The 12,715-nt window shown below is 60.2% G+C and carries 12 protein-coding genes; 8 read left to right on the top strand and 4 right to left on the bottom strand.

The window, feature by feature from the left end; genetic code table 11:
• Positions 1 to 758: NAD(P)/FAD-dependent oxidoreductase (locus WC026_RS10555; RefSeq protein ID WP_372710895.1), on the top strand; the 758-nt coding region annotated here is incomplete at its 5' end.
• Positions 759 to 1,152: 394 nt separating this feature from the next.
• On the opposite strand, the gene WC026_RS10560 is transcribed toward WC026_RS10555, so the two are convergent.
• Positions 1,153 to 1,431, bottom strand: coding sequence for a PepSY domain-containing protein (locus WC026_RS10560; RefSeq protein WP_372710896.1), 279 nt, complete (start codon positions 1,429 to 1,431; stop codon positions 1,153 to 1,155).
• A 149-nt stretch (positions 1,432 to 1,580) separates the two neighbouring features.
• Here WC026_RS10560 and WC026_RS10565 point away from each other — a divergent pair, with 149 nt between their 5' ends.
• The 4 genes from WC026_RS10565 (at position 1,581) to WC026_RS10580 (ending at position 4,420) form a co-directional block, all read left to right on the top strand.
• Positions 1,581 to 1,889, top strand: a complete 309-nt coding sequence (locus WC026_RS10565; protein WP_372710897.1) for a PepSY domain-containing protein — start codon at positions 1,581 to 1,583, stop codon at positions 1,887 to 1,889.
• Entirely contained in the window at positions 1,889 to 2,554 is a 666-nt protein-coding gene (locus WC026_RS10570; protein WP_372710898.1) for a response regulator transcription factor, read from the top strand. The genes WC026_RS10565 and WC026_RS10570 overlap by 1 nt, the downstream gene beginning before the upstream one ends.
• On the top strand, positions 2,551 to 3,933 hold the full coding sequence (locus WC026_RS10575) for a sensor histidine kinase (protein ID WP_372710899.1): 1,383 nt from the start codon (positions 2,551 to 2,553) through the stop codon (positions 3,931 to 3,933). Before WC026_RS10570 ends, WC026_RS10575 begins: the two co-directional genes overlap by 4 nt.
• Before the next feature lie 193 nt (positions 3,934 to 4,126).
• Positions 4,127 to 4,420, top strand: coding sequence for a hypothetical protein (locus WC026_RS10580; protein ID WP_372710900.1), 294 nt, complete (start codon positions 4,127 to 4,129; stop codon positions 4,418 to 4,420).
• 30 nt (positions 4,421 to 4,450) lie between these two features.
• Here the strand turns inward: WC026_RS10580 and WC026_RS10585 are convergent, their stop codons facing one another.
• Together WC026_RS10585 and WC026_RS10590 are read right to left on the bottom strand one after the other, a co-directional pair.
• Positions 4,451 to 4,825: a lysozyme inhibitor LprI family protein gene (locus WC026_RS10585; protein WP_372710901.1), complete on the bottom strand. Its 375-nt coding sequence runs from the start codon at positions 4,823 to 4,825 to the stop codon at positions 4,451 to 4,453.
• Positions 4,826 to 4,891: 66 nt separating this feature from the next.
• Entirely contained in the window at positions 4,892 to 6,817 is a 1,926-nt protein-coding gene (locus WC026_RS10590) for a hypothetical protein (RefSeq protein WP_372710902.1), read from the bottom strand.
• A 473-nt stretch (positions 6,818 to 7,290) separates the two neighbouring features.
• Between WC026_RS10590 and WC026_RS10595 the strand changes: the two genes are divergently transcribed.
• From WC026_RS10595 to WC026_RS10605, 3 genes are all read left to right on the top strand, one after another.
• A complete protein-coding gene (locus tag WC026_RS10595; protein WP_372710903.1) occupies positions 7,291 to 7,731 on the top strand; it encodes a MarR family winged helix-turn-helix transcriptional regulator in 441 nt (146 codons plus the stop codon).
• A gap of 166 nt (positions 7,732 to 7,897) precedes the next feature.
• Complete coding sequence (locus tag WC026_RS10600; protein ID WP_372710904.1) at positions 7,898 to 8,878, top strand: helix-turn-helix domain-containing protein; 981 nt, start codon at positions 7,898 to 7,900, stop codon at positions 8,876 to 8,878.
• A 204-nt stretch (positions 8,879 to 9,082) separates the two neighbouring features.
• Entirely contained in the window at positions 9,083 to 10,183 is a 1,101-nt protein-coding gene (locus tag WC026_RS10605) for an extensin family protein (RefSeq protein WP_372710905.1), read from the top strand.
• A 3-nt stretch (positions 10,184 to 10,186) separates the two neighbouring features.
• On the opposite strand, the gene WC026_RS10610 is transcribed toward WC026_RS10605, so the two are convergent.
• A complete protein-coding gene (locus tag WC026_RS10610) occupies positions 10,187 to 12,643 on the bottom strand; it encodes a tetratricopeptide repeat protein (RefSeq protein WP_372710906.1) in 2,457 nt (818 codons plus the stop codon).
• Positions 12,644 to 12,715: the final 72 nt, after the last annotated feature.

Here is a 12,715-nt window from a genome sequence, read left to right on the forward strand (position 1 = left end):
CCGGTGACGTACAAAAACTCGAACCCGCCATCAGCGGCTTCAAAGCCTTGTTTTCTCCATCGACGGGGATCATCGACAGCCCCGGCCTGATGCAGGCGCTCGCGGCCGATCTCGAAAATAGCGGCGGCGCGATCGTGCTGAACACAGATGTTCAGAATGTTGATCTGCGTGCGGATGGCATTTTCAAAATCAAAATGGTCAGCAGCGGCGCACCGGCGAGAATTACGGCGCGAAATCTCATTGCAGCCGCGGGTCTTGGAATGGCAAAGCTCGGTTCCCTTCTACCGAGGGAAACGCCTTATATTCCGCCCGCGCTCCAATTTGCCCGAGGTCACTATTTCGCTTATCGCGGCAAATCGACATTCCGGCATTTGATTTACCCGGTCCCTGTCGACGGCGGCCTCGGCACGCACCTGACACTCGATCTCGAAGGGAATGTCCGCTTCGGACCAGACGTACAATGGATCGAAAGCGTCGACTATGCCTTCGACGATCCGGACGGCGCGCGATTGGCTGCGTTCGAACGCTCCATCCGCCGCTATTGGCCCGGCCTCCCAGATAACGCACTCAGCCCGGGTTACACCGGCATTCGCCCCAAGATCGCAGGACAAGGTAAACCATCGCAAGATTTTGCGATCCATGCTGCCACCCAGCACGGCATCCCGCACCTCGTTGCGCTCTACGGCATAGAAAGCCCAGGACTGACGTCGAGCCTCGCAATAGCGAAATATTGCAAGGCGCTGCTTGATACGAATTGAAAGATGAATTGCATTTGCGGTCGGCGGCACTCAAAAAACAGACCCCCGGATCGAAATCCGAGGGTCCGATATTGATTGCAGTGAGACGCCGCGATCCTAGGGTTCGCCGCGCCGGTCTTTCCACCAGCACGCACTGGCCGGTGAAGCAGACATCATCGACAGCGGGATTCCAAATGCGAAGCTCAATGCAATGAGAGACATGATTGCTTTTTTCATTGGAAATATCCTCTGCTAACGGAAACGAAACTCGGCCGGCAATTCGAGGTTCCGTCATCCGCAAACATGAATTCTCCAATTGAACAGCTATTTTTCGAAGTTTCTCCGGCCCAATTCACATCCCTCTCAAATATTTGGGGGAGCGCTCGGCCATCGAAAGCCAAGCGCTCCGAGGCCGTTAATCATCGTAGCCGGTCAGCACCTGCCCCGTTGCCGGGTGAGCGTGACCTTCGATCCGCACGCCATTGGCATCGACCGCATCGAACTCGTAAACGCCGTCATCGGCCTCGATTTTCGTCACCTTGTATCCCTGCGCCGCGAGCTTCTCCGTGACAGCCGACATCGAAAGCCATTTTTCCGCGGGGATATTGAGACGGTTCTGGTGGTTGTCGGCAAACGCCGGACCTGCAACAACCAAAAGAGCCGCGAGGGTGGAAAGCGTCAGGACCTTAAGCATATCTTGATCTCCATGTTCAGGGTTGGCCGGTTCAGCCAATGCAGGCACACTCTCGCATGTGTGCTGACGCTGCCCTGATGGCCGCCGTCAGCGAATTGTCAGGATCGTTTCGGCATTGATGTCCCATGCTTGGCCCATCGCGCTTTCTCATGACTGCCGCTCTGATAACGCTGCTCATTGCTGGCGGCGCCGCTGTCGCGTCGGCGGACGACGATGACGCGCGCGATCATGAAATCGCACGTCAGGCGCTGATCGAGGGCCGCATCCGGCCGCTAACCGAGATCACGGAAGCTTTCAAGGCTCAGTTCGCAGGCGAAATCGTCGGCGTCGAACTCGAGGTCAAAAGCCCCAGCATGCTCGTCTATGAATTCAAGGTTCTGACGCCCGCAGGCAAGCTCAAGGAGGTCAAGGTCGACGCGAAGACCGCGAAGATCCTCAAGGTCGAGGACGACGACTGATGCGCATTCTGGTCGTCGAGGATGAGCCGAAGATTTTGCAAAGCCTCGTTACCGCGTTGACGGCCGCCAACTATAATACCGACGCCGCCACGGACGGCGAGACGGCCTGGTTCCGCGGCGACACCGAAGACTATGACCTCATCATTCTCGATCTTGGCTTGCCGAAGATGGATGGACTGTCGGTGCTCAAGCGTTGGCGCGCCGCAGGAAAGATGATGCCGGTGCTTGTACTGACGGCGCGCGGGGCATGGTCGGAACGTGTCGACGGCATCGACACCGGCGCCGACGATTACCTGACGAAGCCCTTTCATCTGGAGGAGTTGCTGGCCCGCGTGCGAGCGCTTATCCGCCGCTCCGTCGGCTACGGATCGCCCGTCATCGAAGTGGGCGCGCTGACGCTCGACACACGGCAGATGCGCGTCTCGCGCGATGGAGCGCAGATCGCAGTTTCACCTCTCGAATACAGGCTGCTCGCGTATCTTCTGCATCACAAGGGACGCGTGGTTGCGCCGTCCGAACTGATCGAGCATCTTTATGGCGATGACGATGCGCGTGACGCGAACGCGCTGGAAGCCGTTGTGACCCGGCTGCGCAAGAAGCTCGGGCAGGACGTGATCGAGACGCGGCGCGGCTTCGGCTACATCGTTGCGGGCTCTCCCGCATGAGCTTTCGCTCCTTACGCCTGCGCCTCCTGCTTGCGGGTGCGGTTTCGATCCTCATCGCACTTGCCCTCGCCGCGTTCGGACTGTCATTGCTTTTCGAGCGTCACGTCGAACGCAGGATCGACGCGGAGCTTGCAGTCTATCTCAACCAGCTCGTCGCAAATCTGGCGTCGGGTCCGTCGGGAGAACTTCTAGTCAGGCACGCGCCGGCCGACCCCAGGTTCAAGGAACCACTGTCTGGCCTTTATTGGCAAATCGAACCCGCACCTCCCAGCAAACCGCTGACGTCCCGCTCGCTCTGGGACAGTTCGCTCGCTCTGCCGCCAGAACGCTCAACCGACGACACGCTGCATCACTATAGAATTCCTGGCCCCGGCGGCGAAGAGCTTTATCTGCTGCAGAAAAGCATCGAATTGCCACCGAGCCTCAATAGCTCGCGCATTCGCGTGGCTGTCGCCTGGCGCGCCGAGGAATTACGGAAGTCGGTTCGCGATTTCACGTCCGAGCTTGTTCCATTCCTCATCCTTATCGGACTGTTTCTCATCGCAGCTTCATGGGCGCAAGTGAGCATCGGTCTGCGCCCGCTCGCAGCCATTCGACGAAAGCTCGGCGCCATTCGCTCCGGCCACGCCCGTCGCTTGCAATCCGGATTTCCCTCCGAAGTGCAGCCGTTGGCCGAGGAAATCGACGGTCTCCTTGATGCGCGCGATCATGCCATCGAACGCGCCAAGGCCAGGGCCGCCGATCTTGCGCATGGACTGAAAACGCCCCTGCAGGTCCTCAACGGCGAGATCGAGCGCCTGAAGAATAAAGGCGAAGGCGAAATTGCAACGGACATTTCGGCCCTGTCTGAAACCATGCGCCGCCATATTGATCGCGAACTCGCGCGTGCGCGCATCAACTATGCCTCGCGCAGCGCGACGAGCAACGTGAAGTCCGTCGTCGATCGCGTCGTCCACGTCATCCAGCGCGCCCCGCAAGGACAGAAGCTCGATTGGGACGTCGACGTTGCCGAAGGCCTCACGGTCGCGATTGAAGCCGAGGCTCTGAGCGAAGCCCTTGGCAACCTCGTCGAGAACGCCAGCCACCATGCGCGCACGCGCGTTTCCATCTCGACCGCAACCGCGGACCAGCAGATTTTAATTGTCGTAAGGGACGACGGCCCAGGCATCGCCGAAGAACATCGCTTGACCGTGCTGGCGCGCGGCGAGCGGCTAGATACGCGAAGCGGTGGCGCGGGCCTCGGACTCGCGATCGTGTCGGATATCGCGGACGCCGCGGGCGGCAGGCTCATCCTTGACGACGCAAATCCGGGATTGATTGCAAAACTGCAGTTACCCGCGAATTCGGAAATGCCCTCGGAAATTAAATCGAAATATTAAGATGCCCGCGCTGCCTCTTAAATTCACGCCGAAGGCATTTATTTGAGACGATTTATATCAGAACGAAGCAAGCTGATCAGCGATTATTAATATTGAAGCCGCTGTTTTGTTGCTACCGGATGGGCGATTTATTCAATCTCATGATGTGAGCCCGCTCCAGGCGGCGCGCTGAAGGTTCACTCGGAGAAAGACGATGGCACAAAATCGTGTAACGCCGGCAACGCTATCTTTCGCAGTTCTGACGCTGGCGTCTGGGTCCGCCTGCTTTCCTGCCGTTGCAGACATCGTTCCTGAAAGCGTCAGGATCCAGCAGAACGCCAAACGAGCCTATTTCCAGAAGCCCGTCGTTCCGATCGATCGCGGCAATGCGCATCATAGAGACCTCGGGAGTTCGGGCGGTGACAGAGAATCTTCAGGCCGGATGTCACCGGCGCTCCCCGACCCGACCATACCGCCGTCCGTTCAGTCCAATGGAACGCCTCGATAGGCTTGCCGAACAGCCCGGGCGGCGCAAACGTCAGAACGGCCCGCGCTTGGCAATGCCATCAACGACGCCGTTCAGAACGGCGATGCGCGCATCATACACTTTCGCAAGGCACGCGACGTCATTCGCGCATGCCTCCCGCGTCTTCAACCAGGCGCGCTGCGCGTCCTGAATGTCACCACGCTGTCCCATCGCAACAAGCGACGTCGCCACTCCGAATAGCGTGGCGAGCCGCGCTTCCTGCTGACCCAAGGCATAATTCCGGCAGATCGTTTGTTCGGACGGCGAACGCGCTTTGGCGCAATCGATCGGGGCGTATCCTTCCGCCTGCGCGAAAGATGGTCGAAGCGCCGTCGCCGCGAGAATGGCAATCGCAAGACCTGCGCGCATGTGCTTATCCTCCGCCATTTCGGTCTCGCTAGTCTAGCAGCGCCGACGCCTTGACGTCAGCTCCGATCGGCGGCGCGCGTTGGCTCAAGGTTGTGCCTTCACCGTCGATGTCACCACCGCCGCAACGGCCTTGGCATCTTTTACGGTGGGTTCTCGGTCGCTCGGCACCTCTGTCGTTCCGGGCGATTGTTCGATTGCAGTCAGCCACTGCTCGGTGCGCTTAAAATCCGGGTCAGCCAGAAAGCGTTCGCTCGGCGCAAATCCCTCGGCGCGGCTGATGGCCTGCGCGACGAGCTTGCGGAATTCCGGCACATCAAAATAAGAGGCGTGCACCAGTTCCTTCCAGGTGAAATACGTGCTGATCGCTGTGTCGGCGCTATGCGGCGGAACAGCGAACCGAATCTGACCGATCGCCTGGCGGAATTTCGCAATCGAGCGGCTCGCCGCCATGTTGCTGTAGTCTGTTACGAGATCGGCGACGGAAGCAGGCAGACGCGGTTGCGACCGATCGAGCCAAGACGGGCGATCCGCTGCGCCCAAGACGACCTCGCCTTCGGTATCGTTGCCGAACCCGGCGCGCTTCACTTCCGCGTTCGTGATGGTGTTCAGGAACCTGCTCGACACGCCGCTGATCACCGACGCCAGCGCCTGGATCGTGACCATCAGCACGAGCGCGAGGATACCGAATATCAGCGGTGTCACGATCATCGGAATGGCCAGCGACCAGAGCCACCGCTGGCCACTCATGCCGCGAACGTTATTCGCCCCAAGAAACCAGGACAGCTCGTCCGTCACGAGGTGGAGCAGAAGCCCGCTATTGTAGGTCAAGTCATGGCCACCGCCGCAGATGACGCCACCTTCGCAAGGCTGTCCGTCCTTGCCCTCGAGAAAGCGCTGGCGAAACCGAATGGCGCGCTCGATCTCGGAGAAATTCGGATATTTGGCTTCCAAGGCGTTGCGCTTTTCCCGGAATTGCTTCCAGAGCGCCGATCGTTCCTGCTGCGTCCGCTCGGTCGGCGCTGCCGCCGTCGTGGCCGCTTCGGTCTCCCGGTTTCTTCGAATGGCGCGCATCTCTTCGCGCAAAGCTTTCACGTCCGCTTCGGCCTCTGGCGTAAGGTTCACCTCGTAAACGTGCGTATAGATCCAGCTCGACAGTCCAACGATCGTCGGTGGCGAAAACAGAACAGCTAGATAGATGAGCGGCAGCGCGATGACGGAGACCAGCGTTATGCTCGAAACGGCGAACGACCGGTCGAAAAACGTCAGCCGCGCATCGGGCAGTAATGCCAGGCCCTGAATCGCTTCATCATCCGGGTGCGCCAAAGCACGCCAACGATCGCCGAAATTATTCCGGGCCCGCTTTGTCACGCGGCGCCGATGGTCGAGCATGGCGCGCACGTCCAGATACTTGAAAAGAAAATAGATGAGGAATGCGGGAATGCTCATGAACGCGATTGTCCAGTACTGGACGCGCGGAAACAGGCTGCCGAACAGCAGGCGGTCACCCGTAAGCATGGTCGCTGCCTGATAGATGATCAACATCAACAGGAGCATCATCGACGCGACGAAAATGACTTTACGAACGAGACTGAGGCGCGTCAGCAGCCACACCTCTTTCCGCAGATTGATGAAGGGCGTGCCGACGGTGATCCAGCGCTTCAAGTTAGGCAGCGACTTTTTGCGTGCCGCGCATTCCAGCAAAGCGGAGGAGACAACCGAGCCGCCGTGGCTGTGCCCGATGACGCAGTAAGGCTCGCTTCGTGTCTCAAGCTCGCGCATCAGTTTCGCAAGTTCGGCGCCGGCCTCGCGACGCTCGACTTCGCTATTGTCTCCCGACCAAACGAACGGCTTCACATCGAGCTTGCCGTCGCGCCCTTCGACAAACTTATGGAGATCGGTCTCGAACGTGCTCTGCGTTTCCCACCACTGGAGATCCGGCTGAAGGCCGCCGTCGGCATTTGCCTCCGTCGGCTTCGCAAACGTGCCGTGCACAGTAATGATTGTCGCCATAGCCCCTCGTCGCCCGCAGTATCGTTCGGCCCGCAGCTCTTTCGAATTGTTCGCGCCTTGACGCCCTCGCGTGAAAAGGCGGCGCGGACTGGCCTTATCGCTAGTGACGTGCCTTAAAGCCGGACGGGAGCGAGGATGATGCCGCAACGGACCAACCGTGGCATTACAGACGGCCTCGCCTTGGCGCGAATATCTCCGCGTGTGGCCTTAAAACCGCGCCGAGCCGCCCGATGAACGCAATTTCCTACCGGCGGCCCACGTTGATGAAATCCTCTCCGTCATGGCGTTTCGAGCTGGCGAGTGCATGCGACCGAAAGCAAAGGTCGCGCACGCCTGGAACCGACGCACAGAGAGCTATCTCCTTCCTGTTCTATTTTCAGAGCCCCGGTAATCGAGACTTAACGGGGCAGCTCGTGCTTTCTCGGCGAGTGTTTGCATGCTGATGAATGTCCTTCGGGACCTGGAGACGCGACATGAGCCAGAACAATTCGGCACACTTTCAGCGGTCAATCCTGCACCTTCTGCGCCGCGTGGATCAGTGTGCGACCCAACTTTACTCTGACGAAACAGGCGACAGCGACCTGACCCTCCGGCAGCTGGCGATCATGACCGCGATTTCGCGCGAGGACGATCTCAGCCAGACCGATCTCGTCGTGATTACCGGCATCGACCGTTCGACCGTCGCCGGTATCGTCAGCAGGCTGATCCGTAAGGGCCTTCTCGAGCGCAAACGCTCTCCCGTCGACGGCCGCGCCTATTGCGTGAGGCTGACGAAGCGGGGCCTAAAAGCGGTTGCCGGCGCCGATCGCCTTTACTCCCGCATCGAGAAAAAGCTGCTCTCTGGAGTTTCTTCGGCGGAAGCCACCCAGTTCGTATCAACGCTGAAAAGTATTCTGGGCTCTCAAACGGCCTGAGTGCCTGCAGGCGTCTTTTTGTGCACTTTGAGACATAACATACCGACAGATATTCCGAGTTTGCATTTGACCGGCTCGCCGTAGAACCTATCATCCTGTGCGCTTAATCCGCATGGTGATCCTATGTCGTGCCCGCCTCCGTTACGCCAGAGCTTCCGGTGATGTCGTGAAGCGCCGCGCCTCCAAGACCGACTTGGTGTCGACCGCCTCCGTGCACCCGCGAGACCGCTTCGATTACTGGCATGAAGTGGCTTGCCAGGCCATGGTTCCGTTCGAATGCCGGCCGCGCGACCGTTCGAGCTTTGAGGGCGAGATCACCGCGCTGCCATTCGCCGGAGCGTTTCTCACGATCACGAGCAACAACGGCGTCAGCACCTGGCGCACCGCCCGCCAGGTCGCGCAGTCGAAGAATTCCGTCTTCATCTGCTCGCAGATTTCCGGAACCACGCGGATCAGTCAGAATGGCCGGGACGCGGTTTTACAAGCCGGCGATCTGACCCTCGTCGACAACGCAACGGCAAGCACCTTTGTGAGTTCGAACGTATCGAAGAAACTCGTCGTAGAGATCGATCGTCGAAAGTGCGAAGCCCGGCTGGGGCGGATCGCGCAATTGACGACACGGCGCATCGATGGCTCGATCGGCGCCGGCGCGCTTGTTTCTAATTTCATCCAGCTGCTTCCAGTGCAATTGTCGTCGCTCAGCGACGCTGCCCAGAGGCAGATCTCACACCAGCTCATTGAGCTGGTGGCATTGGCACTCACCGAAGGCAACGGTAACGCAACCGCGCGCTCCTCCGGACGGCTGATTTCGCTCCTGCGGCTCAAGGCTGTCGTTGACGCCAACCTCACCAACGGCAGCGCGACGTGCGAAGAGCTTGCCGCCGCTGCGGGCATCTCGGTGCGCTATGCCAACCAGCTGCTTGAAGCCGAGGAAACGTCGCTGCAACGGCTGTTGTTCAGCCGAAGGATCGGAAAATGCCAGGACGCGCTCGCCGATCCCGCTCAGGCGCATCGGCAGATCAGCGACATCGCATACTCCTGGGGTTTCGGTGACGTCTCACACTTCGGGCGGCTGTTCAAAAGCACGACGGGTCTGACACCGAGGAATTATCGGCTGCAAGCGCAAAACCCGGCTGAAAGAATTTAGCAACCTTTCCATATTGCACATACGCCGGTACCGCCTGTGCGCCCCAACGCGGAACCAGGCGCTGAGCTTCGCCGTTCCCCATAGCCCCCTGCGCATATGCTCCGCGATGGCTAAATCGCCATACCGGCCACCTGTCGCCCTAATCGAAACGTAACCAGGATGTGCGATGCTGGCGTAATGCCCGCCAGATTTTTGTTGGAGCTTATGGTGAGCGCCCGGCACGAAGTTCTGATCCGCGCACGGGCGCTGCAAACGCGCGTCAAGGCGCTGTGGACTCTGGCAATCGCCAGAGCCATGCGTTTCGTCGTTCGCGCTTCAATCAATCTTTCGCGTGCTGTTTTCATCGGGCTTGTCGTGCTCGCCGTCCTGCACGCCTACCTTTCCAAACGCGATGCGACCGCGCCATCGATCGAAATCGTGCGGACCCATCCTCTCGCGCCGGAAGCGCCCGAACTGCGGCATCCCTCTGCGGCCGAACCAAACAGCGCGCCGGCGGACCCAGCGGCGCCCTCCTCGCAGGCAACCGATCCCAAGGCCGCAGGTCCCCTTCCCCCGGCGCTGCAAAAGATGCCCGAGTGGACCGAAACCGAGATCGCTGACGCGAAAGCCGAGTGCACGCGATTGCTCGACAAGGTCGCGGTCGTAACCGAACCGCTTCCGCCTGCGCGGGAAGGCGCCTGCGGCGCACCGGCGCCGCGCGAACTCCACAGCGTCGGCGAGAGCAAGGTGAAGTTTCAACCGCCCGCAACGCTGCGCTGTCCGATGATCGCCGCGCTCAACACCTGGATTTCCGACAAGCTGCAGCCCGCCGCCAAGAAAAGTTTCGGCTCCCCGATCGCACGCGTGTTAGCTGGCTCATATTCATGTCGAAATCGTTACGGATTGGCGCGCGCGACAATCAGCGAGCATGCCTATATGAATGCCATCGACATCTCCGGCTTCGTCCTCGAAAACGGCAAGATCATCCGGGTTTCGAAATCGTGGACTCCGCCCAAGGAAGAAGCGACCGCGGACGCAAAGAAGCCTGACGCCGCGCACAACGGCCGCACAAAAACCGTCACGGTCGTGGCTGTTCGGATCGCGGCCTCGAAAGTTGGCGCGCTTGAGGACGGCGACAAGTCGAAGACCAAGCCTGACGAAGCTAAAAAACCTGAAAAAGATCCGACGTCCGAATTTCTGCATGTGGCGCATGACGAGGCCTGCGATATCTTCGGAACCGTTCTTGGTCCCGACGCCAACGCCGCGCACCGCGATCACTTCCATCTCGACATGAAAGAGCGAAAGTACCGTTCAATCTGCCAATAGCGGTTAGTCCGCAACGGCAAACGCACGCGGCGGCTCACCTGCGCGCGCGATATCGATCATCGTCGAGAACGCACGTTCGAGATGCCGCGTATAACGGATGCTATCGAACAGCGGCGCCGTTTCCCGCTGCCGCGCAAGTTTCGCACGGAGATCGGCAAGCTTGCCGTTATCCCGCGCCAGGGCGAGCGCGACGGAGGCATAATCTTCCAGATTTCTCGTAACAAGTTCGGGCAAACCGACGGCCGTCAGCAGACTTGCAGCGACGCGCCCGGAAAATGTCTCGCCCATCGCGGTAATGACCGGCAGACCCGCCCACAACGCGTCGCTCGCCGTCGTATGGGCATTGCAGGGCAGCGCATCGAGAAAAAGGTCCGCGAGACGATGCCGAGCGAGATGCTCGGCGATCGGCTTGCGTGTCGCGAAGACGAGCCGGTCCGGATCGACGCCGCGCTGAGCCGCTTCGCGCCGCAAATTTTCGCGGCACGTGACGGTCGGCACCAGCAACCAAAGCACTGCCCCCTCAACGTTCCGCAGCAGCGACATCCACACGTCGAACATCGTCGCGTTCAGTTTGTAGCTGTTGTTGAACGAGCAAAAGACGAAGGCATCCTCGGGCAACCCGAAGTCGGCGCGCGCCACGGGCGCCTCCGAAATCTTACGCCTGCGGTCGTTCGGCTGATAGCAATCGGGCAGATGCATGATGCGTTCGGAATAATCCGCCTGATGCTCCATCGGCGCAACGATCGGATCGGCGACGATGTAGTCGATGCCGTCCATACCCATCGAGCCCGGATAGCCGAGATAATTCACCTGGATGGGCGCCGGCCTGTACGTCAGAATTTCTGGGCGTCCGTCTCGCGTGTAGCCCTTGAGATCGACGAGAATGTCGATGCCGTCGTCGTGGATCGCGCGCGCCGCGTTGCGGTCGGTTATAGTGCCGATCGGCACATGACGATCGAAAGCTGCGACGATGCGACGGCGCATGTCCGTGCCGTCGTCGGGACTGAAGCAATATCCGAAAAGCTCGAACCGGCTGCGGTCGATGTTCTCTAGAACCTCGACGAGGAGCATCGCCGTCGCGTGATTGAAAAAGTCCGCCGACAGAAATCCGACACGAACGCGCTCGCCGACGCCCAGGCAGTTGCGATGCTCTTTGAAGCGCAGTGCGTCTGGCGCCGAGAGAGTTGCAGCGTGTCTGCGTCCAGCTTGCAACTGATCGGCGCGCGTCGAAGGGATCGAGATCAACTGGAAAGGCGCAACGAGTTCCCGCTGCTGGCGGAACTGATCGAGGCACGCGCCTTCCTCGCGATCCAATCCATCCCAATCGCAGAGAACGCGGCGCAGGTTCGCTAGCTCGAAGCGGTTGATGATCGAATCCGGCGCGTGCTCGACCGACTTGGCGAAGGCGGCGCGCGCCTCGTCGTAGCGTTCACGCTCCTTCAGCGCCACCGCAAGATTGTAGTGCGCAAGCGCGAGCGTCGCATCGAGTTCAATCGCCTTTTCGTAGGCCTGCACCGCACCGTCCGCCATGCCCATGCCGCGAAGCAGGTTTCCGACACTGGCATAAGCTTCGGCACGATCTGGATCGATCGCAAGGCCCGCCTGGTAGCTCGCGAGCGCCTCCTCTTTGCGGCCGAGGCTCGTGAAGGCAAGCGCCATGTTGAGCAGCGCATCGGCCGACGCCGGATCGGCAAGCGCGGCGCGGCTGTAAACGTCGATCGCTTCCTCATGTCGCCACTGCGTCCGTAGATAGTCGCCGAGCTCGTTCAAGCTTTTGGCGAACTCCTTCGGGTTTGCGGTCTGAGCCGAAAGCGCGGATTCGATGTCCTGAATCGAACCGGACGCCGCAAGAATACGCTGCTCGAGCTGCCGCAGATCAGAAAGCGAAGGATCGATTGTGAGCCCTTGACGGCAATACGCCAACGCTTCCCCGACATGTCCACTTTGCAGCATCATCTCGGCAAGCCGCGCCAGCACGCGCGGCTGCTCGGGTTGCAGGCGCAGAGACGTCAGATAGGCTTCGATCGCCTCCGCATCGCTCGCCGCTACTCGCAGAAGGTTGCCGAGCACTTCGAAGGCTGCCGAACTCTCCGGTTGCAGATCGACGCATTGCCTGCAGGCTTCGATCGCTTCTTGCGAGCGCTGCAAGTCGGAAAGAATGATGGCAAGGTTCAGCCACGCCTGATGATAGCCGGGATCGGACGCAAGGCTCTGGCGAAGATAGTCGACCGCGCGTGCGCCGTCGTTGCATTTGAATGCGATCAGCCCGAGATGATGCAGCGTGGGCGGGTGACCAGGCGCCTTCGCCAGGACGCGCCGATGCGCCGTCTCCGATTTCAGCCATTCGCCGGCCTGCAGATACGTCACGGCCTCGCGATAATCGGCAGCGATCGCGGGATCGATCTGATGTGGCGCTGCGCGTGACGTCGCCTGCGCACGCCGTCGCTCTTTGCGGTTCATGGATCACTCGAATGAATGCCGATCGGCACAGTCGAGGACCAGTGATGACTCGGCCAGCGTGCGCGGAGCTTG

Source organism: Hyphomicrobium sp. (assembly GCF_041674905.1).
Classification (GTDB): domain Bacteria; phylum Pseudomonadota; class Alphaproteobacteria; order Rhizobiales; family Hyphomicrobiaceae; genus Hyphomicrobium_B.

Coding starts and splice junctions, on each gene's coding strand:
- WC026_RS10560 (WP_372710896.1), bottom strand. CDS start 1,431: ATGCTTAAGGTCCTGACGCTTTCCACCCTCGCGGCTCTTTTGGTTGTT.
- WC026_RS10565 (WP_372710897.1), top strand. CDS start 1,581: ATGACTGCCGCTCTGATAACGCTGCTCATTGCTGGCGGCGCCGCTGTC.
- WC026_RS10570 (WP_372710898.1), top strand. CDS start 1,889: ATGCGCATTCTGGTCGTCGAGGATGAGCCGAAGATTTTGCAAAGCCTC.
- WC026_RS10575 (WP_372710899.1), top strand. CDS start 2,551: ATGAGCTTTCGCTCCTTACGCCTGCGCCTCCTGCTTGCGGGTGCGGTT.
- WC026_RS10580 (WP_372710900.1), top strand. CDS start 4,127: ATGGCACAAAATCGTGTAACGCCGGCAACGCTATCTTTCGCAGTTCTG.
- WC026_RS10585 (WP_372710901.1), bottom strand. CDS start 4,825: ATGGCGGAGGATAAGCACATGCGCGCAGGTCTTGCGATTGCCATTCTC.
- WC026_RS10590 (WP_372710902.1), bottom strand. CDS start 6,817: ATGGCGACAATCATTACTGTGCACGGCACGTTTGCGAAGCCGACGGAG.
- WC026_RS10595 (WP_372710903.1), top strand. CDS start 7,291: ATGAGCCAGAACAATTCGGCACACTTTCAGCGGTCAATCCTGCACCTT.
- WC026_RS10605 (WP_372710905.1), top strand. CDS start 9,083: ATGGTGAGCGCCCGGCACGAAGTTCTGATCCGCGCACGGGCGCTGCAA.
- WC026_RS10610 (WP_372710906.1), bottom strand. CDS start 12,643: ATGAACCGCAAAGAGCGACGGCGTGCGCAGGCGACGTCACGCGCAGCG.